23 protein-coding genes are annotated in these 25359 nt (G+C 62.1%); 13 read left to right on the forward strand and 10 right to left on the reverse strand.

Features of this window, described 5'->3' with window-relative positions; all coding sequences use genetic code 11:
• Window positions 1-13: 13 nt before the first annotated feature.
• Complete coding sequence (locus AC07VL_RS23510; protein ID WP_494808063.1) at window positions 14-940, forward strand: aldo/keto reductase; 927 nt, start codon at window positions 14-16, stop codon at window positions 938-940.
• Window positions 941-943: 3 nt separating this feature from the next.
• Here the strand turns inward: AC07VL_RS23510 and pssA are convergent, their stop codons facing one another.
• Entirely contained in the window at window positions 944-1729 is a 786-nt protein-coding gene (gene pssA, locus AC07VL_RS23515) for a CDP-diacylglycerol--serine O-phosphatidyltransferase (protein WP_494808064.1), read from the reverse strand.
• Between the two features lie 339 nt (window positions 1730-2068).
• Between pssA and AC07VL_RS23520 the strand changes: the two genes are divergently transcribed.
• Both AC07VL_RS23520 and AC07VL_RS23525 read left to right on the forward strand, forming a co-directional pair.
• A complete protein-coding gene (locus AC07VL_RS23520; RefSeq protein WP_494807988.1) occupies window positions 2069-3022 on the forward strand; it encodes a CAP domain-containing protein in 954 nt (317 codons plus the stop codon).
• Window positions 3023-3126: 104 nt separating this feature from the next.
• Complete coding sequence (locus AC07VL_RS23525) at window positions 3127-3759, forward strand: Hpt domain-containing protein (RefSeq protein ID WP_494807989.1); 633 nt, start codon at window positions 3127-3129, stop codon at window positions 3757-3759.
• 293 nt (window positions 3760-4052) lie between these two features.
• Here AC07VL_RS23525 and AC07VL_RS23530 read toward each other — a convergent pair whose 3' ends face one another.
• From AC07VL_RS23530 to rpmH, 7 genes are all read right to left on the reverse strand, one after another.
• A complete protein-coding gene (locus AC07VL_RS23530; RefSeq protein ID WP_494807990.1) occupies window positions 4053-4250 on the reverse strand; it encodes a hypothetical protein in 198 nt (65 codons plus the stop codon).
• An 86-nt stretch (window positions 4251-4336) separates the two neighbouring features.
• Window positions 4337-4648: a hypothetical protein gene (locus AC07VL_RS23535; protein WP_494807991.1), complete on the reverse strand. Its 312-nt coding sequence runs from the start codon at window positions 4646-4648 to the stop codon at window positions 4337-4339.
• A gap of 9 nt (window positions 4649-4657) precedes the next feature.
• Window positions 4658-6037 carry a tRNA uridine-5-carboxymethylaminomethyl(34) synthesis GTPase MnmE gene (mnmE, locus tag AC07VL_RS23540; protein ID WP_494807992.1) on the reverse strand — a complete coding sequence of 460 codons (1380 nt, stop codon included), beginning with the start codon at window positions 6035-6037 and terminating at the stop codon, window positions 4658-4660.
• A gap of 186 nt (window positions 6038-6223) precedes the next feature.
• Window positions 6224-7948: a membrane protein insertase YidC gene (gene yidC, locus AC07VL_RS23545; protein WP_290602491.1), complete on the reverse strand. Its 1725-nt coding sequence runs from the start codon at window positions 7946-7948 to the stop codon at window positions 6224-6226.
• 11 nt (window positions 7949-7959) lie between these two features.
• Window positions 7960-8220, reverse strand: coding sequence for a membrane protein insertion efficiency factor YidD (gene yidD / locus AC07VL_RS23550; protein ID WP_494807993.1), 261 nt, complete (start codon window positions 8218-8220; stop codon window positions 7960-7962).
• Window positions 8217-8669, reverse strand: coding sequence for a ribonuclease P protein component (gene rnpA, locus AC07VL_RS23555; protein ID WP_494807994.1), 453 nt, complete (start codon window positions 8667-8669; stop codon window positions 8217-8219). The genes yidD and rnpA overlap by 4 nt, the downstream gene beginning before the upstream one ends.
• An 8-nt stretch (window positions 8670-8677) precedes the next feature.
• Window positions 8678-8812, reverse strand: coding sequence for a 50S ribosomal protein L34 (gene rpmH / locus AC07VL_RS23560; RefSeq protein ID WP_010401996.1), 135 nt, complete (start codon window positions 8810-8812; stop codon window positions 8678-8680).
• A gap of 624 nt (window positions 8813-9436) precedes the next feature.
• On the opposite strand from rpmH, the gene dnaA reads away from it, so the two are divergent.
• The 7 genes from dnaA (at window position 9437) to AC07VL_RS23595 (ending at window position 19784) form a co-directional block, all read left to right on the forward strand.
• Complete coding sequence (gene dnaA / locus AC07VL_RS23565) at window positions 9437-10831, forward strand: chromosomal replication initiator protein DnaA (RefSeq protein WP_034754339.1); 1395 nt, start codon at window positions 9437-9439, stop codon at window positions 10829-10831.
• Between the two features lie 141 nt (window positions 10832-10972).
• Window positions 10973-12079 carry a DNA polymerase III subunit beta gene (gene dnaN / locus AC07VL_RS23570; RefSeq protein ID WP_034754341.1) on the forward strand — a complete coding sequence of 369 codons (1107 nt, stop codon included), beginning with the start codon at window positions 10973-10975 and terminating at the stop codon, window positions 12077-12079.
• A gap of 82 nt (window positions 12080-12161) precedes the next feature.
• Complete coding sequence (gyrB, locus tag AC07VL_RS23575; RefSeq protein ID WP_494807995.1) at window positions 12162-14660, forward strand: DNA topoisomerase (ATP-hydrolyzing) subunit B; 2499 nt, start codon at window positions 12162-12164, stop codon at window positions 14658-14660.
• A 57-nt stretch (window positions 14661-14717) separates the two neighbouring features.
• The gene (locus AC07VL_RS23580; RefSeq protein WP_494807996.1) at window positions 14718-15965 is read left to right on the forward strand and encodes a serine hydrolase domain-containing protein; all 1248 of its coding nucleotides are present in this window, start codon (window positions 14718-14720) and stop codon (window positions 15963-15965) included.
• 117 nt (window positions 15966-16082) lie between these two features.
• Window positions 16083-17003 carry a bifunctional helix-turn-helix transcriptional regulator/GNAT family N-acetyltransferase gene (locus tag AC07VL_RS23585; RefSeq protein ID WP_494807997.1) on the forward strand — a complete coding sequence of 307 codons (921 nt, stop codon included), beginning with the start codon at window positions 16083-16085 and terminating at the stop codon, window positions 17001-17003.
• 205 nt (window positions 17004-17208) lie between these two features.
• A complete protein-coding gene (locus AC07VL_RS23590) occupies window positions 17209-18270 on the forward strand; it encodes a GGDEF domain-containing protein (protein WP_494807998.1) in 1062 nt (353 codons plus the stop codon).
• A gap of 362 nt (window positions 18271-18632) precedes the next feature.
• Entirely contained in the window at window positions 18633-19784 is a 1152-nt protein-coding gene (locus AC07VL_RS23595) for an AI-2E family transporter (RefSeq protein ID WP_494807999.1), read from the forward strand.
• 1 nt (window position 19785) lies between these two features.
• Here AC07VL_RS23595 and AC07VL_RS23600 read toward each other — a convergent pair whose 3' ends face one another.
• Together AC07VL_RS23600 and AC07VL_RS23605 are read right to left on the reverse strand one after the other, a co-directional pair.
• Window positions 19786-21519: a methyl-accepting chemotaxis protein gene (locus AC07VL_RS23600; protein ID WP_494808000.1), complete on the reverse strand. Its 1734-nt coding sequence runs from the start codon at window positions 21517-21519 to the stop codon at window positions 19786-19788.
• A 376-nt stretch (window positions 21520-21895) separates the two neighbouring features.
• Window positions 21896-22822 (reverse strand): DMT family transporter, encoded by a 927-nt coding sequence (locus AC07VL_RS23605; protein WP_494808001.1) that lies wholly within the window; start codon window positions 22820-22822, stop codon window positions 21896-21898.
• A 90-nt stretch (window positions 22823-22912) separates the two neighbouring features.
• On the opposite strand from AC07VL_RS23605, the gene AC07VL_RS23610 reads away from it, so the two are divergent.
• The 3 genes from AC07VL_RS23610 to AC07VL_RS23620 all read left to right on the forward strand — a co-directional run bounded on the left by AC07VL_RS23610 (window position 22913) and on the right by AC07VL_RS23620 (window position 24992).
• Window positions 22913-23701, forward strand: a complete 789-nt coding sequence (locus AC07VL_RS23610) for an AraC family transcriptional regulator (RefSeq protein ID WP_494808002.1) — start codon at window positions 22913-22915, stop codon at window positions 23699-23701.
• A gap of 117 nt (window positions 23702-23818) precedes the next feature.
• The gene (locus AC07VL_RS23615) at window positions 23819-24418 is read left to right on the forward strand and encodes a MarC family protein (protein ID WP_494808065.1); all 600 of its coding nucleotides are present in this window, start codon (window positions 23819-23821) and stop codon (window positions 24416-24418) included.
• Between the two features lie 31 nt (window positions 24419-24449).
• Window positions 24450-24992, forward strand: a complete 543-nt coding sequence (locus tag AC07VL_RS23620) for a DinB family protein (RefSeq protein ID WP_494808003.1) — start codon at window positions 24450-24452, stop codon at window positions 24990-24992.
• The last annotated feature ends 367 nt before the right edge of the window (window positions 24993-25359 follow it).

Genomic DNA, 25359 nt, shown 5'->3' on the forward strand with positions numbered 1-25359 from the left:
AGAAAGCCAGCCCATGAGCCATGTATTTCCCGCCAGCCTGCAAGCGCCGCGCAGCCGTTTGAGCGCCAACGGTCCCGAACTGTCGCGCATCGTGGCCGGCATGTGGCGCATCGGCGAGTGGAATATGTCGGCGCAGCAGCGCCTGGCCTTCATCGAACAGTGCCTGGCGCTGGGCGTGACGAGTTTCGACCATGCCGATATCTACGGCGATTACAGCGCGGAAGGCTTGTTTGGCGAAGCGCTGGCCCTGCAGCCGGGCTTGCGCGACAAGATGGAACTGGTCAGCAAGTGCGGCATCAAGCTGCTCTCGCCGCACCGCCCGGGCCATGCCATCCAGCATTACGACACGAGCGCGGCGCACATCACCAGTTCCGTCGAACACAGCTTGCGCCAGCTGCAGACGGACCGCCTGGACTTGCTGCTGATCCACCGTCCCGACCCGCTGATGGATTTCGACGAGATCGCCGGCGCGTTTGCCCAGCTCAAGCAAGCGGGCAAGGTGCTGCACTTTGGCGTCTCGAACTTCAGTCGCCACCAGTTCGAGTGCCTGCACCGGCGCTTCCCGTTGGTAACAAATCAGGTGGAATTTTCGCCGCTGCACGTGGCGCCCCTGTTCGACGAAACCTTCGACGGCTTGCAGGATGTGGGGGTGGCGCCGATGATCTGGTCGCCGCTGGCAGGCGGGCGCCTGTTCCAGGGCGGCGATGCGAACGTGGAGAATTTGCGCAATGTCATCAAGCAGATCGCCGACCAGTTGCAGCGTCCGTTTGCCAGCGTGGTGTTTGCGTGGATCATGCAACTGCCTTGCCGGCCCCTGCCGCTGACGGGCACGGGCCGCATCGAAGCCGTCGGCGTGGCCGTGGAAGGCACGCAGTTCACGCTCAGCCGCAGCGACTGGTTCGCCATCCTGCGCGCCGCGCGCGGGCACGAGGTGGCTTAACGTTTAATCAATCTCGTCCGGGTCATTAAAGACTTGAGGTAGCGCAATACCGCGCCAGCCCAGGTGCCAGGCCAGGTTGAGCAGCAGGGTGGCGGCGATGTAGACGGCGAAGAAGAGCGCGAAGAAACTCGTCTTCAGCCACACCAGCAGGGCGATGGCGACGATCAGCACCAGCAGCGCGGCCAGGCTTTTCTTTTGCTTGGAGCTGGGGAAGCGCAGTGTCGACACCATCAGGCTGCCCACGCCGACGAGCAGCAGCATCAGCAGATAGCTGTGCAGCATGGAATCGATGGGCGCCGGCCACGCCACCACCACGGCCGCCACGCAGGCGGCACCGGCCGTGATCGGCATGCCGACGAAATACAGGGGATCGGTGCGCCCCACGTTCACATTGAAGCGCGCCAGGCGCATGGCGCCGCAGGCAACAAAGAAGAAGCTGGCCATGCCGCCAAAGCGCAACAGCAGGGGATCGTGCACGCCCATCTGCACGAAACCATAGCAATACAACAAGACGGCCGGGGCGCAGCCGAAATTCATCACGTCGGCGATGGAGTCGAGCTGCACGCCGAACTGCGAGCTGGTGCCCGTCAGCCGGGCCACATAGCCGTCGAGCGCGTCAAACACGCCGGCCAGCACCAGCAGCGCCGCAGCCAAACGGTAGGCATCCGCATCGCCCACCGTGGCGTTATCGACGGAAATGACGATGCTGGCAAAGCCGCAGGCGATCGACAGCAACGTCACCATGCTGGGCAAGGCGTATTTGGCGCGCTGCAGGCGCGACTTGGGCAATGTGTTCAAATTATCGGCAATCAAAGTAACGGGGAAAAAAAACAGCGCGGCGGCTTGCGCTGCACTATGCTCATTCTACCCTGTGCGGCAGCGGCACCGTCGGCGCGCAGGCAGGCGACATATCTTTTCATTAATGCTCTACGGCATATAAAAATGCCTTAGAATCGATTCCAGGGCGTCACGGCGGCCCCATAACATTGATACCGCCTGAACAACACCGTCGCGTGCGCAAGGCAGTCGTGGTCGAGAAGGGCAACTGTACCAGGGTACGGTGCGCCTCGCAGACTGCAGTGACGACGCGCGGCAGGTGCTGGCAGGTGTACTTATACAGGAGTCAGCTTGATTGCCTCGTCACTGCGTTGGAAACACACCCTCCCGGCCCTGCTGATTGCCGCCTTGCTCAGCGCTTGCGGCGGGGGAGGCGATAACGGCGGCAATACGTCGCTCAATACCTCGACGCCGGCCGGCCAGCTGACCCAGGAGCCGGGCGCCCCCGCCCTCAGCAACGACATCGCCACGGATGGCTTCAACTGGTTCAACTACCGCCGCAGCCAGATCGGCCTGGCGCCGCTGGTGCGCAATGGCCTGATCGACAACGCGGCCCTGGGCCATTCCAATTACCTGAACATTAACAATACCGTGGCGCACGAACAGGTGGTCGGCAAGCCCGGCTTTACCGGGGTGAAGCTGGGCGACCGGCTGGCCAAGGCGGGCTACGTGGCCACCTCGCTGCAGGGCGAAGTCATCGCCGGCGCGGCGAACACGTCCGGCTTCTACCTGGCCGAGGAATTGATCACGGCCATCTACCACCGCTTCGTCATTTTCGAGCCGCTGTTCAAGGAAGGCGGCGCGGGCGCGGCCGTCAACACCAGCGGCTACGCCTATTTCACCACCGACCTGGCCGGCAACAGCCGCCTTGGTCCCGGCCTGACGGCAGGACAGCTCGTCGTCTACCCGTTCAGCGGGCAAGTGAAGGTGGCCACCAGTTTTTCCAGCAATAACGAGTCACCGGATCCCGTCCCGAACCAGGACGTGGTCGGCTACCCCATCAGCGTGCACGCCAATTACGGCACACCCATCAGCGTGACGACGTTCAGCGTGCGCCAGCGCGGCGCTGGCGCGGACTTGACGGCGCGCCTGCTCAAGAGCGACAACGACGAGCATACCCCCGTGTCGGCCGCGTCCATCATTCCGATGGCCACCTTGAGCGCGAATACCGTCTATGACGTGAGTTTCATCGGCAAAGTCAATGGCGCGGACGTCACGCGCAGCTGGTCATTCACGACGCGCTAGGCGGGAGCGCCACGGCAAGCGGGCGCAGTGTTCAGGACGACTGGATGTAGAATAGCGGTTCCACTGCCATTGACAAGTTTTCGGCTCACTGCACAGCAGGCAAGATGAAACCACACGCCACTTGCGATGATGAGGCTGCCGTCGCGGCCTCCGACATGGTCCGCATTCTCGACGTCGAGAACGGACTGGGTCGCATCATGGGCGACCGCCACCTGTATCTGAAAATCCTGCGCCGCTTCCTGCACGACCACGGCACCACGCCGTGCCAGATCCGCAGCGAGGTCGAGGCCGGCAATTACAGTTCGGCGCGGTTGAGGGCCCATACCCTGAAGGGTGCGGCCGGCATGATCGGCGCGCGCCACGTGCACAGCCTGTCGGCCACCCTGGAAGCGGCGCTGCGCGCGCAGGCACCGGACCTGGCACGGCAGATGCTGCAGCTGGAACTGGCGCAGGATCAATTGCTCGGCGCCGTCAGCAGCATGCTGGGCACGCCGGACGACACGCATACGGCGGCGCAAGACATGGCGCCGGACCCGGCCGCGCCCGCCATCCAGCTGCTGCTGGCGCGCCTGGCCAGCCATCTGCGCGAAGGCGACGGGGCCGCCATCGATATCCTGGAAAACTCGGCCAGCCTGCTGGCCGCCAGCCTGGGCGTGAACGTGTATCACGAAGTGGCGGCCGCCGCGCACGAGTTCGATTTCGAAGGCGCCCTGGCGGCGCTGCTGCGGCGCCGCTAGCTAGCGAACTCAAGGGTTGTACTGCGCCTCTTCCGCATACGCCATGCCGCAACTCTTGCCGCAAAAACGGCGCACGGCGTCGAGGGGCTTGTCGCAGTACCAACAATTCCCCCCCTATGGCGGCGCTACTAGCCGCACAGTCCGCTACCGCTCAGCTGTTGTACTGCGCCTCTTCCGCGTAAGCCATGCCGCAACTCTTGCCGCAAAAACGGCGCACGGCGTCGAGGGGCTTGTCGCAGTACCAACAATTCCCCCCCTATGGCGGCGCTACTAGCCGCACAGTCCGCTACCGCTCAGCTGTTGTACTGCGCCTCTTCCGCGTAAGCCATGCCGCAACTCTTGCCGCAAAAACGGCGCACGGCGTCGAGGGGCTTGTCGCAGTACCAACACGCGCCTTTTGGCGGCAGGGAGGCGATCAATTCCGGCATGGCGGGCAATGGCCGCGCCACCACCTCCTCGCATTCCACGACGTCCGGCTGTTTGCTGTCCATGGCGCTTCCTTTCCTAGCGGCACTTCGAGGCCGCTCAGCAAGATTACGTCAGCGCAGTTTGGACTCCATGACATTTCTCAACGGCGTCAATGCTTGCTTGACTTTTGGTAGCTGCGCACGGCGTCATTGGCGTGCTCATCGATGATTTTCCGCAGGCGCGGCTGCGCCGCATACCTGGCGGCCAGGCGCTTCCATTGCCGCTGCGCCTGGCCGCAGGCATCGTCCACGGCGGCGATGATCTCGCGCTGGCGCGCCTTGTCGTTGTCATCCCATTCGCCGGCAAAATGCTCGCACGTTTGCGCCTGCTCAATGAACTGCGCCACGTCGCGCGGCAGCTTTTCCTGCGCCGGGCAAAGCAAGGGCAGGCAGCACAATACGCCAGCGATGAGGATTTTCACGTTGCGCCCTTACTTGCCGATGCAGAAACGGCTGAAGATCACGCCCAGCAGATCGTCGGGCGAAAACTCGCCCGTGATGCTCGACAGCTGCACCTGCGCCAGGCGCAGTTCTTCCGCGAACAGGTCCAGCGACTGGTCGTCCTGCGCCGCGTGCTCGGCCGCGATATTCAAGTGCTTGCCGGCCGACTTGAGCGCGATCAAATGGCGTTCGCGCGCCAGGTACAGCGACTCGCCCGTCTGCTGCCAGCCGGCGATGCGCAGCAGTTCCGCGCGCAAGAGGTCGATGCCGATGTGCTCGTGCGCCGACAGGTACACGTGGGTCGCATCGGACAAGGCATCGACGCCAGGCTTGTGGCCGGAGAGATCGATCTTGTTCCACACGCGCACCACGGGCACGCCTTCGGGGAAGGCGGCGACGATGGTTTCATCGGCCAGGGTGGGGCCATGGTCGGCATCGAGCAGGTGCAGGATCACGTCCGCCTTGCCGATTTCGCCCCAGGTGCGCTCGATGCCGATGCGCTCGACGGCGTCGATGGTGTCGCCCGCGCTGCGGATACCGGCCGTGTCGATGATGTTGAGCGGAATGCCCTCGATCTGGATGGTTTCGCTGACCTTGTCGCGCGTCGTGCCGGCGATCGGCGTCACAATGGCCACGTCGGCGCCCGCCAGCGCGTTCAGCAGCGACGATTTGCCCACGTTGGGCTGGCCCGCCAGCACGACATTCAAGCCTTCGCGCAGCAGCGCACCCTGCGCCGCCTGGGCAAACACTTTATTCAAGGCTTCGATGACGGCCTTCAATTGACCGCGCGCATTCGATTTTTCCAGGAAGTCGATTTCCTCCTCCGGGAAATCCAGCGTCGCCTCGACCAGCATCCTTAAACCCGTCACCTGCTCCACCAGCGCGTGGATGGTGTTGGAAAACGCGCCCGACAGCGATTGCGAGGCGGACTTGGCCGCCGCTTCCGTGGACGCATCGATCAGGTCGGCCACGGCTTCGGCCTGCGCCAGGTCCAGCTTGTCATTCAAGAAGGCGCGGCGCGTGAATTCGCCCGGCTCGGCCAGGCGCAGACCGCTGTCCTTGCCCGCTTCGAGCACGCGCGCCAGCAGCAGCTGCAGCACGATGGGGCCGCCATGGCCCTGCAATTCCAGCACGTCTTCACCCGTGTAGGAATGGGGGCCCTTGAAGTGGAGGGCGATGCCCTGGTCGATGATGCTGCCATCGGCTTCCGTGAACGGCAGATAAGTGGCGTGGCGCGGTTTCAGCGCCTGCGCGCCGAACAGGGCCGTCATCAGGGGAACGAGGTTTTTGCCGGAGGCGCGGACCACGCCGATGCCGCCGCGTCCGGGAGCGGTGGCGATGGCGGCGATAGGGGAGGAGTCGAGTTTCATGGCGTAATTGTAGTGTATTCGGGGAAGGCTGCAGGGGGCGCGCTATTGTCGGCGACAAACCGGGCGCACATGAAAAGGGAGGTCTGTGGAAAACCGGCAAAACCCACTTTTTTTGACATCGGACCCAGTAGGTCCGATGTCAAAAAAAAGCCCGCGCAAGGCGGGCTTTCTGTTCGCTGGCCGGAATTACTTGGCGGCAGGCGCGTATTTCTTGGTGATCACCCATTGCTGGCCGATCGACAGGACGTTGTTGACGACCCAGTAGAGTACCAGACCCGACGGGAAGAAGAAGAACATCACCGAGAATGCCAGTGGCATGAACAGCATCATCTTCGCTTGCATCGGATCGGCCGGGGCCGGGTTCAGCTTGGTCGTGATGTACATCGAGATCGCGTACAGCACGGGCAGGATGCACCATGGGTCATGCTGGGCCAGGTCGGTGATCCAGCCGATCCATGGCGCGCCGCGGATTTCCACGGACGCGTTCAGCACCCAGTACAGGGCGATAAACACGGGCATCTGGATCAGGATCGGCAGGCAGCCGCCCAGCGGATTGATTTTTTCCGTCTTATACAGCTCCATCGTGGCCTGGTTCATCTTTTGCGGATCGCCCTTGTAGCGCTCGCGGATGGCTTGCATCTTCGGCGTGACCAGTTTCATCTTGGCCATGCTGCGGTAGCCGGCGGCCGACAGGGGGAAGAACGCCAGCTTGATCAGGATCGTGAAGGCGATGATGGTCCAGCCCCAGTTGCCCAGGACGCTATGGATGTGTTCCATGACCCAGAAGATCGGCTTGGCGATGATGGTCAGCCAGCCATAGTCCTTGACCAGTTCCAGGCCAGGCGAGACGGCTTCGAGCAGGTGGGCGATTTGCGGACCCGAGTACAGCTTGCTGTCCATGCTGGCCGAGGCGCCTGGCGCCAGGGTCGGCAAAGGCAGCACGTTGCCGATGGCATACAGGTTGGTGCCGACCTTCTTCGTGAAGATGTCGCGCTTGGCGTTTTCAGGCGGTACGAAGGCGGAGACGAAAAAGTGTTGCGAAATAGCAAACCAGCCGCCATTCGCCGTCTGCGGATGCAGCGCCTTCATGGCATTGTCGTTGCCCTTCTTCTCGTCTTCCACGGCCGCTTTTTCGATTTTCTCGAACGTCAGCTTCTGGTACTTGTCTTGCGGCGTGTACAGGGTCGGGCCCGTGAAGCTGCTGTTGAAGAAGGAATCGCCGACGGGCTTGTTGCCGTCATGCGTCAGTTGCAGGTACAGCTGTGGCGTGACAGGGGCCGCGCCCACGTTGGCCACGTCGTGGCGCACGTCGATGACGTAGTCGCCGCGCTTGAAGGTAAACGTCTTGGTCAGCTTGACGCCGCCTTCGACCGCTTCCATCACCAGTTGCACTTGCTTGCCGTCACCCAGGGTGCGCACGCCAGGCTGTACGGTGAAACCGCTCGCGTGGGTAGGGAAAGGACCGCCCACCAGGCCCGATTGCGCCAGGTAGGTGTGGTTCGCGCCTTCGTCGAACAGCACTTCGTTTTGCTTGCCTTCGTCAGGCTGGCACCATTTGAACAGGCCGAAGCAGCCGCCAAACCAGCCCGGATTGCCCGCGCCCTTGAATTTCAGCAATTCCAGACGCTTGACCTGGCCGCCCAGGGTGTCGATGTCGACCTTGATGACGTCGGTGGTGATGGTAATCACTTCGCGCTTGAACGCGGCGGGATCGGCCACTTCGCCAGGCACGGCGGTCGCGCCGGCGGCAGGCAAGGCCGTCTTGGCCGGGGTGACAGGCGCCTTGGCGGTTTGTTCCGTGTTCGCGGAGAACATCGACGGCTTGCCGTTCGAGATCATCCATTCGTTCCAGAGAATTACCAGCGAGACGGAAAACACGATCCACAGGATGGTACGTTTATTGATATCCATTAGGGTATTTGTCAGGAGTGGTTGCAACCGCAAGCGGTCGTTGAAGATTGTTTGCCATCGGCCGGCGGCACCGGGTCGACGCCCCCTTCATTCCAGGGGTGGCAGCGGCACAGGCGCCTGGCAGCCAGCAGGCTGCCCTTGGCGGTGCCGTGCACGCGCAGCGCTTCCATCGCGTAATGCGAACAGCTCGGATAGAAACGGCAATTCTGTCCCAGCATGGGGCTGATCAGCAACTGATAAGCACGCAACAGGAACAGCAGCAGGGTTTTCATGGCGCGGAGGGTGGTGGCGCAGCAACAGAACGGGCCTGGGCGGCGATTTGCCCCGCGAACAGGCGGCCCAGTTCTTCCCGCAGCTCGGCTTTGAGGCGGGTCGTGGTGGCCGGGCCATCCTTGCTGTTGACGGCGCGCGACAGGCGCACCACGCAGTCGACCGGCGGCAGCGCGCTGTTGCGAAACAGCTCGCGCGTGACGCGCTTGATCGTGTTGCGGGTCGCCGCGCGCGGCGCGAAACGCTTGGCCACAACGACGCCCAGCCGCGCATGCGGCAATTGATTATGTCGGGTGTACAGCACAAAATGCGCTGTTTTTTGCGAAGGGCGCAAACGAAAAACGGATGAAAATTCATCCGTTTTAACGATACGCCGAAAGCGCGCGAAGTCGTGTGAACCTTCGCGTTGATTGCCGACTGGAGTACAGCTAGCCACGCGATCAGCTGTCAACGACAAGCCTAGACGGCCAGACGTTTGCGGCCTTTTGCGCGACGTGCGTTGAGCACATCACGGCCACCACGGGTAGCCATACGAGCGCGGAAGCCGTGCGTACGCTTGCGGCGAACGACGGAAGGTTGGTAAGTACGTTTCATGTTGGTCTCGCTAAAAACAAAAAAAATGCAAAATCGGGTCTGACGTCCCGTCAGTTTTTGGTGCCAATGACAATCGCGCACTTATGCCAAGGCACAAGCTGGCCAATCTCATCGCCCGCTGGAACGCGCACCAAATCTACTACGCGGAGCGATTTGCGGCCTCCGGTGCTCACTGTGCCTTCGCACAGTTGCGCGCCTCAGCCACAACTCATCACCGCTCGCTACGATTTGGTACTGCGTCGTTAATCCACGCTTAGTCCATATTGTCGTTCCAAATGAATAAACACGGAATACGGGCGGGGAACCCTGAATTATTCAGCATATGCCCCCCTCTTGTCAAGGATTGCCGCGATCGCCTGGAAATTTGCGCGCCGCCCGCCACCTGCGCCGCAGGCCGCACCAGCACTGCCTGCAACGGGATAACCGGGGGATAAGTCGCCTCTTATGCACATGGCGCCCCACCCCGCCACACAAAAATAACAGCTGTGCCTGTGGATAACTTTCGCAGTCGGGAGTAGAATAGCGCGTTACGTGTGGCGAGCCCTCGCGCGACGCCGGCCTTGCAACACGGTGACCGCAGGGCAGAATCGATACGCCCTCCCACACCTTTTCACATAGACATACATGGATAATTTCTGGCAGGCCTGTTCCGCGCAGTTGGAACTGGAGCTGACACCGCAACAATTCAGTGCGTGGATCAAACCGCTTATCCCTCTCGACTACGAAGAGGGCAAGCTGCGCATTGCTGCGCCCAATCGCTTCAAGCTCGATTGGGTCAAGACCCAGTTCGCCAGCCGCATCACGGCCCTGGCCATTCAGTACTTCGAAGCGCCGACGGAAGTGCAGTTCGTGCTCGACCCGCGCCTGGCCCTGCCGAAGAAACCCGTTGCCGCCAGCACCCCGGCCAGCGATCCGAATGGCGGCGCGCCCAGCGCGCGCGCCGCGGAGCCGCAGCCCAGCGTGCCGGAACTGAGCATCGGCGCGGCGCCACGCCGCGAGCAGAGCCGCATCAACACCGACCTGACCTTCGACAGCTTCGTGACGGGCAAGGCCAACCAACTGGCGCGCGCCGCCGCCATCCAGGTGGCGAACAATCCGGGCGTGTCGTATAACCCGCTGTTCTTCTACGGCGGCGTCGGCCTGGGTAAAACCCACTTGATCCACGCCATCGGCAACCAGGTGATGGCCGACAACCCGGGCGCGAAAATCCGCTACATCCACGCAGAACAGTACGTCCGCGACGTAGTGACCGCTTACCAGCGCAAGGGTTTCGACGACTTCAAGCACTACTATCACTCGCTCGACATGCTGCTGATCGATGATATCCAGTTCTTTGGCGGCAAGAGCCGCACGCAGGAAGAATTCTTCTATGCGTTCGAGGCACTTATTGCCGCAAAGAAACAGATCATCATCACTTCGGACACGTATCCGAAGGAAATTACGGGCATGGACGACCGCCTGATCTCGCGCTTCGACTCGGGCCTGACGGTGGCCATCGAACCGCCGGAACTGGAAATGCGCGTGGCCATCCTGTTGAAAAAAGCCAAGCAGGAAGGCGTGACCTTCTCGGACGACGTGGCCTTCTTTGTCGCCAAGCACCTGCGCTCGAACGTGCGCGAGCTGGAAGGCGCGCTGCGCAAAATTCTGGCGTATTCGCGTTTCCATGGCAAAGACATCACGATCGATATCGTCAAGGAAGCCCTGAAGGACTTGCTGTCGGTGCAGAACCGCCAGATTTCCGTGGAAAACATCCAGAAAACGGTGGCCGACTTCTTCAATATCAAGGTGGCCGACATGTATTCGAAGCGCCGCCCCGCGAATATCGCCCGGCCGCGCCAGATCGCCATGTACCTGGCCAAGGAATTGACACAGAAGAGCCTGCCGGAAATTGGCGAGCTGTTCGGCGGCCGCGACCACACCACGGTGCTGCATGCCGTGCGCAAGATCGCCCTGGACCGCACCAAGAACCCGGAATGCAACCATGAATTGCATGTGCTGGAACAAACCTTGAAGGGCTGAGCGCCGCTCGGGCAAGACTGGCTCAAAACGTGCTTTACCCTTATTATCTGGGAGAGCGCCGCAGCCGGTCTGCCGGGGCTCCCCTTGCAATGATTGTTAAATTACTACGTTAAACTTCATACCTATACATTGAGGATAAATATGCAATTGGTCAAAACCACCCGAGATACCCTTCTCCGGCCACTGCAGATCGTGAGCGGTATTGTCGAGCGTCGGCACACTATGCCGATTCTGGCCAATATCCTCATCCGCAAAGACGGTGAAAATGTCTCCTTCCTGTCGACCGACACCGAAGTGCAGATCACCACGCACGCGGAAATCGGCTCCGGCGCGGACGTCACGGGCACCACCGTGGCCGCGCGCAAGCTGCTGGACATTTTGCGCGCCCTGCCCGAGTCGGGCGACGTCACGATGACCCTGCTGAACAAGCGCCTGACCGTGCAAACGGGCAAGTCGCGCTTCGCCCTGCAAACCCTGGCGGCGGAAGAGTTTCCAACCGTGCAACAAGCGGAAAGCTACAACGCGTCCGTCACCCTGCCGCAGAAAACCCTGAAACACCTGTTCAACATGGTGCATTTCTCGATGGCGCAGCAAGACATCCGCTACTACCTGAACGGCTTGCTGCTGGTTCTGGATGGCAATAACGTCATCGCCGTGGCCACCGACGGCCACCGCCTGGCGTTTTGCCAGGTGGCCACCGAGCAAACCTTCGCGCGCCAGGAAGTGATTATTCCGCGCAAGACCATCATCGAACTGCAGCGCCTGCTGGAAGAAAACGACGAGCCGGTGCAGCTGGACATCGCCGCCAACCAGGTGAAACTGACCTTTGCCGACATCGAGCTGATCTCGAAGCTGGTGGAAGGCAAGTTCCCCGACTACACGCGCGTGATTCCTAAAGGCTACAAGAACGACTTCACCATCGGCCGCGATGAACTGCTGCGCTCGCTGCAACGTGCCGCCATCATGACCAGCGACAAGTTCAAGGGCGTGCGCTGCATCATCACCCCGGGCAGCATGAAGATCAGCTCGACCAATGCGGACCAGGAAGAAGCTGTCGAAGAGCTGGAAATCGACTACGGCGGCGACTCCGTCGACATCGGCTTCAACGTGACCTACCTGCTGGACGTGCTGAACAACCTGAAGTGCGAATACGTCAACATCGCCCTGGGCGACTCGAACTCGTCCGCCCTGATCTCCATCCCGGACAATGCCGACTTTAAATATGTCGTCATGCCGATGCGGATTTAAGCCTTAGTCGCAGCATAAAACTGGGGTCAGACCCGACGGGTCTGAGCCCAAAATCAGCAATCGTTATTTGAGAAAGCAGTCCATGTCCGAGAATCCACAAGACACCCCGATCCAGGCCAAAACGGAAGAATACGGCGCCGCCTCCATCCAGATCCTGGAAGGCCTGGAAGCCGTGCGCAAACGCCCGGGCATGTACATTGGCGACACCTCGGACGGCACCGGCTTGCACCACCTGGTATTCGAAGTGCTGGACAACTCCATCGATGAATCGCTGGCCGGCCACTGCACGGAAATCCACGTCACCATCCACAGCGATAATTCCATCTCGATCACCGACAATGGCCGCGGCGTGCCGACCGGCCTGAAAATGGACGACAAGCACGATCCGAAGCGTTCGGCGGCGGAAATCGTCATGACCGAGCTGCACGCGGGCGGCAAGTTCGACCAGAACTCCTACAAAGTATCGGGCGGTTTGCACGGCGTGGGTGTGTCCTGCGTCAATGGCCTGTCGAAATTGCTGAAACTGACCATCCGCCGCGATGGCAAGATTCACCACATGGAATTCGTGCGCGGCGTGCCGCAAGACCGCCAGATCGTCATGGTGGGCGACGTCGCCACCTCGCCGATCAAGGTCATCGGCGAAACGGACAAGCGCGGCACGGACGTGCACTTCTGGGCCGACGAAGAGATCTTCACGCACGTGGAATTCCACTACGAAATCCTGGCCAAGCGCATCCGCGAGCTGTCTTTCCTGAACAATGGCGTCAACATCAAGCTGTCCGACCAGCGCACGGGCAAGGAAGAAGTGTTCGCCTTCGAAGGCGGCACGCGCGGCTTCGTCGAGTACATCAACAAGGCCAAGTCGGTCTTGCACCCGACCATTTTCCAGGCCACGGGCGAGCGCCTGTCGGACCAGGGCACGAACATCACGGTCGACGTGTCGATGCAGTGGAACGATGCCTACAATGAACAGGTGCTGTGCTTTACGAACAACATTCCGCAACGCGACGGCGGCACCCATTTGACGGGCTTGCGCGCGGCCATGACGCGCGTGATCAACAAATACATCGATGAACACGAGTTCGCCAAGAAGGCGAAAGTGGAAATCAACGGCGACGACATGCGCGAAGGCCTGACCTGCGTCCTGTCCGTGAAAGTGCCGGAACCGAAATTCTCGTCGCAGACGAAAGACAAGCTGGTATCGTCCGAAGTGCGCGGCCCGGTGGAAGAAATCGTCGCCAAGACCCTGGCCGACTACCTGCAGGAAAAACCGAACGACGCCAAGATCATTTGCGGCAAGATCGTCGAAGCAGCGCGCGCCCGCGAAGCGGCCCGCAAGGCCCGCGACTTGACGCGCCGCAAAGGCATCATGGATGGCCTGGGCCTGTCGGCCAAGCTGGCCGACTGCCAGGAAAAAGACCCCGCCCTGTGCGAACTGTACATTGTCGAGGGTGACTCGGCAGGTGGCTCCGCCAAACAGGGGCGCGACCGCAAGTTCCAGGCCATCCTGCCGCTGCGCGGTAAAGTCTTGAACGTGGAAAAAGCCCGTTTCGAGAAAATGCTGTCATCGGAGCAGATCACCACCCTGATCGCTACCCTGGGCACGTCGATCGGACCGGACGAATTCAACGTCGAGAAACTGCGCTACCACCGCATCATCATCATGACCGATGCGGACGTCGACGGCGCCCACATCCGTACCCTGCTGCTGACCCTGTTCTACCGCCAGATGCCGCAGCTGGTCGAGCGCGGCCACATCTACATCGCGCAACCGCCGCTGTACAAGGTCAAGGCGGGCCGCGACGAGCGCTATCTGAAAGATGACGCCGAAGAAGCGAGCTACATGATGACGGTGGCCCTGAACACGGCCGTGCTGGTGCCGCGCGAAGGCGCGGAAGGCATTTCCGGCGAAACCCTGGCCGAGCTGGTGCGCAAGTTCAACCTGTCGAACACCATCATGACGCGTCTGACCCGCGTCATCGACCGCGCCGCCCTGACGGCCATCATGACGGGCGTGCAGCTGGACCTGTCGACCCTGGAACTGGCGGAAGCATCCGCGCAGGCCCTGCAGGCAGCCATCAACGATACCGCCGTGCAAGTGCACGTGCGCTCCGACGACCTGTCGGAAAAGCACATGCTGCGCATCGAGCGCATGCACCACGGTAACGTCAAGGTCACGGCCATCGACGCGGACTTCGTGCAAGGCCCGGACTACGCCGTGCTGAGCAACGGCGCCGCCACCTTCGAAGGCTTGATCGGCGAAGGCGCGTTCGTACGCCGCGGCGAAGGCGAGCGCGTCAAGGAAATCGCCGTCGTCGACTTCCACCAGGCCATGCAATGGCTGCGCGACGAAGCCGAGCGCACCGTCTCGAAACAGCGCTACAAGGGTCTGGGCGAAATGAACCCGGATCAACTGTGGGAAACGACGATGGACCCGACCGTGCGCCGCCTGTTAAAAGTGCAGATCGAAGACGCCATTGCGGCAGATCAAATCTTCACGACCTTGATGGGCGACGACGTGGAACCACGCCGCAACTTCATCGAAAACAACGCTCTGCGCGCGGGCAATATCGACGTATAAGCCACCGCGTCATGCCATCACGCATGCAAAGAAAACGCCACCTCCGGGTGGCGTTTTTTGTTCTCCAGCACCATCCCCATCGAGAAAAACCCTGCGCGTGACCTTTTTCTGCCACAGCCGTATCCATTGTGCGAGAATGCCCCTCCCCCCTGGATGATGCGCATGATGACAAAACTCGCCGCAATCATGACTGGCATGACACTCATGCTGGCAGCCTGCAAGCCCGCAGCCACGGCGCCCGCGCCTGACATTCCTGCGGCGATGGACCAGGCCGCGACCACCCTGCTGCAGTCGAAACTGCTGCACGCGACGTCGATTGCCGTCGTTTATCGCGGCCAGGAATTCATTCTGCATCAGGGCGAGCTGGAAACCGGCAAAGCCAATCCGCCGGACGATACGACGCTGTATGAAATCGGCTCGGTCAGCAAGACCTTTGCCGGCCTGCTGCTGGCGAACGCCGTGCTCGAGGGAAAGGCGGCGCTCGACGATCCCATACAACAGTACCTGCCGGCCGCCTACCCGAACCTGCAGTCGCAGGGGCAGCCAATCCGCTTGCGCCATCTGATCACGCACACCAGCACCATGCCGGGCATGCTGCCATTGCAGGTGAACACCATCTTGCAGGATTTCACGGCGCACGCCACGCCGGCCAAGCTCAATGCCGCCTACGCCGACTATGGACAGGCGCAATTCTGGCAGGACTTGCACACCGTCAGCATCCAGGGACCGCTGGGCAAGGACTATGCCTATTCAAGCGCCGGCACCGAACTCGTTGCGCACGCGCTCGAAACAATCTACGGCATGCCCTACGAAGTCCTGCTCACCCAATTCATCGCCCGCACCGCCGGCATGCACGATACCAGGCTGAGACTCACGGCCCAGGATACCGGCCGGCTGGCACCCGGCTACCACAGCGACAATCCCGTCGTGACGACGCCGATGCCACAACTGCCCTGGGGGGCCGCCGGCAACCTGAAGTCGACGATGCCGGATATGGCGAAGTACCTGCGCCTGCAGTTGGGCACCCATCCCGCCGTCGTCGAATCGCACAAGCCGCTGGTCCGCTTCCAGGACGACTTCAGCATTGGCTACTTCTGGAACATCGGCAACAATCGGCAGCTGGGCACGCATTATGTCCACCATGGCGGCGTGCCACGCGCGCAAAGCTACGCCTATGTCGTTCCGCAATATCAGCTTGGGGTCTTCATCATCACCAACCAGAGCGGCGACGCGACTGCCGGCGCCATGGAAGGCGCGCTGGCGCCTATCTTCGACACCGTGGCATCCCTGGAACGCGCGCAGTAAGCCAGCCCTGGCGTTGGAGAACGTCGTGCCGGTGCGTCGATGCCATTCCGGGCCGCATTGACATGCTTGCCAAAAGCAATCAATAATCTGCTTTAAGCAAGCAAATGGAGGCCCCGCATGCATACGGATCCACTCGGTGAGCGCACGGACAGCGTGCGTCGCTTCAACCGTTTTTATACGCGCCAGATTGGCGTGCTGCATGAACACCTGCTCGACAGCCCGTTTTCGCTGACGGAAGTGCGCATCCTGTATGAGCTGGCGCATTGCAACGATCTCACCAGCGCGGACCTGTGCCGCGAGCTGGGCTTGAACGCGGGCTACCTGAGCCGGGTGATCAGCGGTTTCGACAAGCAGGGGCTGATCGCCAAGACGCGCTCGCCCACGGATGCGCGCGCCACCCGCCTGCAGCTGACCGACGCGGGCCAGCGCACCCTGGCGCCCCTGGTCGACGCGTCGCGGCGCGACGTGGCCGCCATGCTGGCACGCTTGCCGCCGACGGCGCAGCAGGACCTGGTCGCCGCCATGGAGCAGATCGAGAACCTGCTGGGTCAACCATCCCAAAGTTATCTGCTGCGCAATCCGCAACCGGGCGACATGGGCTGGATCATCCACCGCCAAGCCGTGCTGTATGCGCAGGAATATGGCTGGAACAGCGACTACGAGGCACTCGTGGCCGACATCCTCGCCAAGTTCGTGCGCGAATTCGATCCGGCCCGCGAGCGCTGCTGGATTGCCGAGAAAGATGGCAAGGTGATCGGTTCCGTCTTCGTCGTGCGCCAGGACGACACGACGGCCAAGCTGCGCCTGCTGTATGTCGATCCCTGCGCGCGCGGCCTGGGCATCGGCAGCCGCCTGGTCGACGAGTGCCTGCGCTTCAGCCGCCAGGTCGGCTACACGAAAATAGTGTTGTGGACCAACAGCATCCTCACCGATGCGCGCCGCATCTACGACAAGGCGGGTTTCCAGCTCGTCGAGGAGGAGGCGCATCACAGCTTCGGCAAGGACCTCGTCGGCCAGGTGCTGGCGCGCGACCTGTAAGCGGCACTTGCCAGCTCCTGATGTGAAAGCGACTGTGGCGCCACGCGGACACTGACGGCCACTTTCTCTGCCCCGGTCCCCACGGCGTCCAAGAAACCAGTACACTAGTGCCTGAGCGCAACTAATTTTGTGCGCGCACCATGCCGCCTGATGTTGCCGGGAGGCATTCCTGCCGCAAGGCCTGTTGTCTGCCTGGACGAATGCAATGTTCACTTCGCGCAGCCTGTCTCCCGCCTTCTATTACCTGTTCTTTTCAGGAGAACGGGAGCAGCAGCAGCGCTTTTTCAAGGAACTGCATTTCATTTCGATAGCCATCCTGACGTTTGGCCTGGCGTGCTGGCTGGTCACGTTCAGCCTGACCTTGCCGCATGCTGCGCTCGACCATGCGCAGGCAGCGCTGGGCGTGACGGGCATGCTGGTGGGGCTGCTGCTGACCGTGTATGCGAAGTCCTTGCAGGCCATCATCGCCAGTGGCACCATCAGCGTGCTATTCATCGGTTTCAGCTTTCGCGTGCTGATGCTGGGCACGGAAGATCCCGCTTTCTGGGTCTTGCCCCTGGGTGTGATGATCACCCTGACGACGGCGCCCATCTTCAGCGGCATCGCGTATTACCTGGGCGTGTCGCTGGGCGTGTGGGCCATCCTGGGGCTGGGGCAGTTTCCCGTGCATGCGGGCCAGGCCGACCAGCATTGGCCCATGCTGGCCGTCACCATCAGCGTGATCATCGGCCTGGCGCTGAACATCTATTTTCTCGTCTTGCGCATCAACAACTACCGCGCCCAGCGCGACCTGGCGACGATGGCCTACAAGGATGGCTTGACCGGGCTCAACAATCGCCGCATGTTTACGCAGGGTGCGCGCGCCCTGCAGCGCACGGGCATGGCGCCGGCGTATTTCCTCATGATCGACATCGACGACTTCAAGCAGATCAACGACGTGTACGGCCATGACGTGGGCGACGAAGTCCTGAAAAAGATCGCCGGCGTGATCGCGGGCTTGTCCGGCGAGCACTTGTGCGGGCGCCTGGGAGGCGAAGAGTTCGCCGTCATCTACCAGGGTGAAAAGCAGGCCGCCTGCGACTTTGCCGCGCAGCTGGTCGATGCCGTCGAGGCGGCCTTCGTGCCGGAGCGCAAGGTCTCCGTCAGCATCGGCGTGGCGGAACTGCTCAAGGAAGTCGATCTGTCGCACAGCTACCGGCGCGCCGATGAATCGCTGTACCTGGCCAAGAAGAATGGCAAGAACCGCTACGTGCTCAATGCCGCCTGAGCATCCGTGACGGGTTTCTGGCACGCCAGGATGGCGGCGCGCATGCCGGCACGCGGACCGGCATGACCATCGAAGGCCCCGACTCGCCGCATCCTGTCCCGGCTGCCGCCGCGCGCGGCCACGGGTACGCTTCCCTGTGCGCTGGCGCCAGTCCAGGCGGCTGCCAGCGTGGCCCGCTGCTGGAAAAGAGGCGCACAGACAGGGTGGACAAGGGAAAGCATTGCCATCCCGCATAAGAACATGGCATTTTGGCATTTTGCGGTATGATTTCCGATCGTGCGGCGCTGCCCGGTCCCTGCCTTGCCCACCTCCTCCATCAAGCAACACCACGCTTGAGTAGCATTCTGCCCTAAGGAACTCTTATGTTCGGTTTTAACCTGCGCGTCGCCAAAATGGTGTGGACAGCCTTCCTCATCGTCCTCTTGCTGTTCATCACGTATAAAGTCTCGTCGACCCTCATCGTGGTGGTCTTTTCGATTTTCTTCAGCTACCTCGTGTATCCGCTGATCGAACTGCTGGAACGCCATGGCCCCAAGCGCCTGCCGCGCACGGCCGCCATCGGCATCGTCTTTCTCGTCGTCATATTGCTGGTGGCCATACTGGGCTCCATCTTCGGCGCCCGCATCGAGGAGGAGGCGATCAAGCTCAGTGATCAGTTGCCGACCCTGCTCAAAGGCAATAATTTTGCCGAGCGCATCCCGCTGCCCGAGTTCATGGAACCCTTGCGCGCGCGCATCTTGTCCTTCATGCAAGAGCAGCTGAGCACTGGCACGGGCCAGGCCATGCCGCTGGCGAAGGAAATCAGCCTGGGCGTGATGCACGCGGCCAGCAACCTGATCTACCTGGTGCTGGTGCCCGTGCTGAGCTTTTTGCTGATCAAGGAAGGACCGGACATGCGCGACGGCTTGCTGTCCCTGCTGAACCGTCCGAACAAGAAACTCTGGGGCGCCATCATCGACGACCTCGACATCCTGCTGTCGCGCTATGTGCGCGCCCTGCTGCTGCTGTCCATCGCCACTTTCGTCTCCTACAGCATCGCCTTTTCCCTGATGGGCGTGCCGTACGGCCTGCTGCTGGCCGGCGCGGCCGCCTTGCTGGAATTCATCCCGTTTGCCGGCCCGCTGGCCGCCGCCGTCATCGCCGTCGTCGTGGCCGGCTTCAGCGGCTTCGAGCACGTGTTCTGGCTGATCGGCTTTATCGCCGCCTACCGCTTGTTCCAGGATTACGTGGTCAATCCCTACCTGATGAGCGAAGGCGTGGAAGTGAGCCCGCTGATGGTGATCGTCGGCTTGCTGGCCGGCGACCAGCTGGGCGGCGTGGTCGGCATCTTCCTGTCCGTGCCCGTGATGGCCGCCATCAAGATCGTCTTCGTGCGCGCCCGGGCGGCCTTGCAGGCACGCCACGATGCTCTGGAGAAAGCGGAACAGGCGGCGGAGGAAGCGCGCGCCCAGGCCCTGGCCGAGGCGGCGCGCTTGCAGGAGCAGGGCAGCAAGGCCACCCTGGAAGCGCAATAACTTAAAACTCTTCCCACTCGCCGCTGTTATCCGCAGCAGGCCTGGCCGGACGCGGTTTGGCGGCAGGGGCCGGTGCAGCAGCGGCACCGGCCGGCGCCAGGCGCAGGGCCGGGCGTTTCAAGGCCGTGCTGGCGGCGGCCACGACAGGCTTGCGCAAGGCAGGCTTGGCGGCGGCAGGACCGCCGTGATTGGCGTCGAGCTTGAAGATGCTGACCATTTCCGCCAGCGCCGCCGCCTGCTCCTGCATGGCTTCCGAGGCGGCCGCCGCCTCTTCCACCAGGGCCGCATTCTGCTGCGTCACGGTATCCATTTCCGCCACGGCTTGATTGATCTGGCCGATGCCCAGTTCCTGCTCGCGGCCGGCGGCGCTGATTTCCGCCATGATGTCCGTCACGCGGCGGATGCTGGAAACGATCTCGTCCATCGTCGTGCCCGTCTGGCTAACCAGCTCGCTACCGGCGCCCACGTTCTGCACCGACGCTTCGATCAGCATCTTGATGTCCTTGGCGGCGGAAGCCGAGCGGTGCGCCAGGTTGCGCACTTCCGTGGCGACGACGGCAAAGCCGCGGCCCTGCTCGCCCGCGCGTGCCGCTTCCACGGCCGCATTCAGGGCCAGGATATTCGTCTGGAAGGCGATGCCGTCGATGACGCCGATGATGTCGGCAATCTTTTTCGACGATTCGCTGATGGAACCCATGGTATCGACCACTTGCGCCACCAGCGCGCCACCTTTGACGGCCACGTCCGAGGCGGAGACGGCCAGCTGATTGGCCTGGCGCGCATTGTCGGAATTCTGCTTGACGGTGGAAGTGAGTTCTTCCAGCGAGGACGCCGTTTCTTCCAGGCTCGACGCCTGCTGCTCCGTGCGGCTGGATAAATCCAGGTTGCCCGAGGCGATTTCATTGCTGGCCGTGGCGATGGCGCCGCTGCCGTCGCGCACGCCGCGCACGGTGTTCGACAGGCGTTCCTGCATCTGCTGCAAGCCCTTCAGCAAGGCGCCCATCTCGTCGTGGCGCGCGATGACGATATCGTTGGCCAGGTTGCCGTCGGAAATGGCACCGAAGTGGCGCAAGGCCTGGTCCAGCGGACCGAAGATGGCGCGCAGCAAGAGGATGCTGGAAATGATGATCAGCAAGCCGCCCACCACCATGCCGGCAATGGCCAGGGCCACTTGCGTATGGTAGCGGGACTGGCTGGCCGCGTACATGCCGGCCGCCGAGCGTACCTGGTATTGCGTCAGGGCCTCCGCCGCCTGGTCCAGGGTGCGGTACAAGGGTGTCAGGCCCGTCATCATCAGCGCGTCCGCTTGCGCAACGTTGCCCTCACGCAAAGCCTTGCTCATGACCAGCACGCCGTCGTTGATATAGGCGCTGCGCTTCTTGTCCATGTCGTCGGACAAGAGTTTTTCTTCCGCGCTTTGCGGCAAGCCCAGGTACACCTTCCAGGCCTTGTGCGACGCTTCCAGGAATTGCTCGGCACGGGACAGCGTTTCCTTGGCATCGGCGGCGTCCGGATGCACCATCACGCGGTCCATCGTGAAGCGCGCGCGGCCCAGGGCAATTTGCGATTCACCGATCGCCTGCGTCGACGCCAGCTGGTTGCTGTACACCTCGTTGAGGCTGTTATTCGCCGACTTCAGGCTGATCATGCTCATGGCACCCAGCACGGCGATCAGCAGGCCCAGCACACTCATGGTGGCAATCAGGCGCATTTTTATTGTTATGTTCGACAGCATGCAATCTTCCTCGGTAAGGGCGCAACCATGCCCGCGCTGGCCGGACGAGATGACGGCAAACGCCAGACAGGCGGTTCATTTGAATTGTTCAGGACAGGTCGATACGGCATGTGCGGCGGCAGGGGGAGGGCGCCCGCGCATATCGTCAGGAGTGAAATACAGATCAACAGGGTTGAGGTTTCCTGTACTTTTGATTTCCTGACTGCAAGATACAGGGAAAGATTACCGGTAGCAACATCCAGCGTCAATTTTCACACATTGTCACAAGCCGGTGATGTTTTTTGCGCAGAATGGGCGTGCCGCATGCCTTGCCGGGCACGCCAGGGCAGGCATCTGCGGCCATGCTGTTCCGGAACGCCGTGGGCGGCGACGCCATTCAGGCCAGTCCGGAGACGCCGGCGCGCCGGCCAAACAGGGGCCGCTGCACCGTCTGCGCCAGCAGCACGCCCAGCAGCGAGATGCCGCCACCCACCAGGTGATATATATGCATGCTTTCGTGCAGCCAGGCGATGGCCAGCAGGGCCGTCAGCAAGGGCAGCAGGTTGACGTAGATGCTGCAACGGTTCGGCCCCAGCAATTTCACGCCTTCGATCCACAGGTAGGACAGCACGATGGACGAGCCGATGCCCGCATAGCCGATCAGGGGCAAGGTGGTGGCGTCCAGCCTGGCGCTGCCGGGCGGCAGCAACAGGAACAGGGGCAACATGCACAGCAACGCAGCCAGCGCCTGGCAATAGATGGCTTGCCAGGCGGGAATGGATAAGCGCCAGCGGCGCAGCAGCACGCCGTACAAGGCAAAGACCAGGCAGGCCAGCAGCATCAGCGCGTCGCCCGCATGCACGCCCTGCTGCAGCAAGGCCAGCACGTCGCCGCGCCCGACCAGGTACAGCAAGCCGCCAAACGACAGCACGCCGCCGGCCGCCATGCCCAGCGTCAGGCGCTCACCCAGCAGCAGCACGCTGAGCAGGGCCGTCATCAGGGGCGCCAGCGCCGTGACGATGGCCATGTTGGTGGCCGTGGTACTTTCCGCGGCGCGGTAGGACAGGCTCTGGAACAGCGCCATCGACATCACGCCGCACAGCGCCAGCTGCCACCACTGGCGGCGCAGGGCCGCACGGTTGCGCCACAGGGGACGGACGATGAACGGCGTCATCACCAGCAAGACCAGCACCAGGCGGTAAAAGGTGATGGCCGTGGGGGCGATGCTGGACGCGGCCAGCTTCGAGACGACGACGTTGCCGGCCCACAGCAGCATGGCGAGAAAGGGATACAGATAGGCGCGCACGGGCATGCGGAACTCCATAAATTATTGCGGAAAACCATCATGCCGCAGGCGCCCTGCGCCTGCTTGCGCTAAGATGCCCCTACCTATCGCAAAACTGACGCTCTTTTTATGGATTGCACCGCCCCCGCCTTTCAGGAATTGCTGCCCGTCACGGCGCGCGCCATGGCGCTGGCCGTCGACTATGCGCACGGCCACGTGATTTCCGTGCACCGCCACACGCATGCGCAATTGCTGTATGCCATCGAGGGCGTGATGACCATCGAGACGCAGGGCGGACGCTGGGTGGTGCCGCCCACGCGCGGCGTGTGGCTGCAGGCCGGCGTGGCGCATCAGGTGCGCATGAGCGGCGCCGTGAAAATGCGTACCGTATTCATCGACTGCGCCAGCTCGCCCTTGCTGCCGGGCCACAGTTGCGTGCTCGACATCAGCCCCCTGCTGCGCCAGCTGATCGTGGCGGCCGTCGACATCGCGCCCGATTTCACGGAAGGCAGCCGCGACTGGCATCTGCTGCGATTGCTGTTGCACGAACTGGGCAGCCTGCCCGTGCTGCCCCTGTACCTGCCCTTGCCGACCGACGCCCGCCTGCGCGGCATCTGCGCGCGCCTGATGGAACAGCCGGGAGAGCAGCTGACGGTGGCCCACTGGGCGCGGGAGCTGGCGATTACCGAGCGCAGCCTGCACCGCCTGTTCCAGAAACAGACGGGCATGCGCTTTGGCCAGTGGCGCCAGCAGGCGCGGCTGCTGCGGGCGCTGGAACAGCTGGCGCGCGGCGGCAAGGTCATCGACGTGGCCATGGACAACGGCTACACGAGCCAGAGCGCGTTTACCGCCATGTTCAAAAAGCATTTCGGCACCACGCCGACGGCGTTTTATCAAGTCCGGCCCATCGCCGCGTAAATAAAATGCTGCTATGCATCAATAATCATGGGCGATCGCCGCCGGGCTTGTTATCATCGCAAGCCTTATCGCACCGCGCCCATCCTGGCAGCGGTGTTGACCTTATTCCACGCCACCATGACACAGAATTTCTTCCAGACTTTTATCCTGCTCCTGCTCGTCACCGACCCGTTCGGCAACGTTTCCCTGTTCGTCAATGCCCTGAAACAGGTGCCCATCGAGCGGCGCTGGAAAGTCGTGGTGCGCGAATGCCTGATCGCCTTCGGTATCTTGCTGTTGTTCATGTTCTTCGGCCGCCATTTCCTGAACGCCTTGCAACTGTCGGAAATCGCCCTGCGCATCGGCGGCGGCGTGATTTTGTTCCTGATCGCCATGCGCATGGTGTTTCCGCAACCCAGCGCCGGCAATAGCGACCACGAGATGGGCGGCGAACCGTTCATCGTGCCGCTGGCCATCCCCGCGCTGGCCGGCCCCTCGGCCCTGGCCACCGTGCTGCTGTTTTCCTCGCACGAAGTCAATGAAGTGATCGCCCACGTGGCGGGCTTGACGGCCGTGGCCGTCGTCTGGCTGGCCGTCTTCCTGTGCGCCGAACGCTTGCAGCGGGCGCTTGGTCCACGGGTCATGACGGCGTTCGAACGCCTGATGGGCCTGATCCTGACGGCGATGGCCATTGAAATGCTATTAGCTGGCATACGCGCGTTCCTGAAGTCCGTTTAATATTGTCATTCATCCACTGAAGGAGTCCAGCATGAGCCGTTGCGCCCACATTTGCCTGATGGCCGATTATAACCAGTGGATGAATGCCAAGGTCTACGCGGCGGCGGCCAGCCTGCCGCCCGGCGAGCTGCGGCGCGAGCGGGGCGCCTTTTTCGGCTCCCTGCTGGGAACGCTGAACCACGTGATGGTGGGCGACACCCTGTGGCTGCAGCGCTACGCGCAACACCCGGCCGGCTTTCCCCTGCTCGACCCCATCCGCGCCATCGCGCCGCCCGCCTCGCTCACGCACCCGCTGTACACGGCCGAGGAGTTCGCCGCCATGCAGGCGCACCGGCAATGGCTGGACGGAGTCATCGTCGCCTGGGCCGCCTCCATCCAGGAAGCCGACCTGGACCACCTGCTCGACTACCGCAACAGCAAGGGAGCGAACCGGCGCGAATTTTTCAGCCTGCTGATGCATTTCTTCAACCACCAGACGCACCACCGGGGCCAGGCCAGCACCCTGCTGTCGCAGGCGGGCGTGGATGTGGGAGAAACCGACCTGTTGTTCCGCATTCCCAACCTTCTTGAATAAATCCCGAGAAATATACCGAACCCGAATCAAGGCCAGGCAATGTAATCGAAATACCCAGAAAAATATCCGCCTACATGAATCATCCTGACTTTGCAAGGACTTTAAGGCAGGAGTGCGGTGCATTCGCGGCGTACGCGATATCAATTCCTCATCAAATGCGTTACCATAGCGTTTGTTTCCCACCGGCAGCAATCTTCGTCCCATTCGGCGACATATCTGGCAACCGACTTTGGTGACGCGCGGACAAGAAAATCAGCCCAGCAGCCTTGTCCTTATGCCCTGGCAACAGTACAAAATCAAGCCCTTTTCGGGCCAATCCGAACGGCGTTCGGCGAAGCAAACTTTCCATAAGCAGATTGGTGTCCGC

The sequence above is a fragment of the Janthinobacterium sp. GW821-FHT03C08 genome (assembly GCF_059420905.1).

What these genes read in the sequence shown, in the direction of transcription:
- mnmE (WP_494807992.1), bottom strand. Translation starts at nt 6,037, where the DNA reads ATGAAACTCGACTCCTCCCCTATCGCCGCCATCGCCACCGCTCCCGGA.
- AC07VL_RS23510 (WP_494808063.1), top strand. Translation starts at nt 14, where the DNA reads ATGAGCCATGTATTTCCCGCCAGCCTGCAAGCGCCGCGCAGCCGTTTG.
- AC07VL_RS23600 (WP_494808000.1), bottom strand. Translation starts at nt 21,519, where the DNA reads ATGCTGTCGAACATAACAATAAAAATGCGCCTGATTGCCACCATGAGT.
- AC07VL_RS23525 (WP_494807989.1), top strand. Translation starts at nt 3,127, where the DNA reads ATGAAACCACACGCCACTTGCGATGATGAGGCTGCCGTCGCGGCCTCC.
- AC07VL_RS23620 (WP_494808003.1), top strand. Translation starts at nt 24,450, where the DNA reads ATGAGCCGTTGCGCCCACATTTGCCTGATGGCCGATTATAACCAGTGG.
- AC07VL_RS23605 (WP_494808001.1), bottom strand. Translation starts at nt 22,822, where the DNA reads ATGGAGTTCCGCATGCCCGTGCGCGCCTATCTGTATCCCTTTCTCGCC.
- rpmH (WP_010401996.1), bottom strand. Translation starts at nt 8,812, where the DNA reads ATGAAACGTACTTACCAACCTTCCGTCGTTCGCCGCAAGCGTACGCAC.
- AC07VL_RS23585 (WP_494807997.1), top strand. Translation starts at nt 16,083, where the DNA reads ATGCATACGGATCCACTCGGTGAGCGCACGGACAGCGTGCGTCGCTTC.
- AC07VL_RS23595 (WP_494807999.1), top strand. Translation starts at nt 18,633, where the DNA reads ATGTTCGGTTTTAACCTGCGCGTCGCCAAAATGGTGTGGACAGCCTTC.
- AC07VL_RS23530 (WP_494807990.1), bottom strand. Translation starts at nt 4,250, where the DNA reads ATGGACAGCAAACAGCCGGACGTCGTGGAATGCGAGGAGGTGGTGGCG.
- yidD (WP_494807993.1), bottom strand. Translation starts at nt 8,220, where the DNA reads ATGAAAACCCTGCTGCTGTTCCTGTTGCGTGCTTATCAGTTGCTGATC.
- AC07VL_RS23610 (WP_494808002.1), top strand. Translation starts at nt 22,913, where the DNA reads ATGGATTGCACCGCCCCCGCCTTTCAGGAATTGCTGCCCGTCACGGCG.
- AC07VL_RS23615 (WP_494808065.1), top strand. Translation starts at nt 23,819, where the DNA reads ATGACACAGAATTTCTTCCAGACTTTTATCCTGCTCCTGCTCGTCACC.
- AC07VL_RS23590 (WP_494807998.1), top strand. Translation starts at nt 17,209, where the DNA reads ATGTTCACTTCGCGCAGCCTGTCTCCCGCCTTCTATTACCTGTTCTTT.
- yidC (WP_290602491.1), bottom strand. Translation starts at nt 7,948, where the DNA reads ATGGATATCAATAAACGTACCATCCTGTGGATCGTGTTTTCCGTCTCG.
- dnaA (WP_034754339.1), top strand. Translation starts at nt 9,437, where the DNA reads ATGGATAATTTCTGGCAGGCCTGTTCCGCGCAGTTGGAACTGGAGCTG.
- gyrB (WP_494807995.1), top strand. Translation starts at nt 12,162, where the DNA reads ATGTCCGAGAATCCACAAGACACCCCGATCCAGGCCAAAACGGAAGAA.
- dnaN (WP_034754341.1), top strand. Translation starts at nt 10,973, where the DNA reads ATGCAATTGGTCAAAACCACCCGAGATACCCTTCTCCGGCCACTGCAG.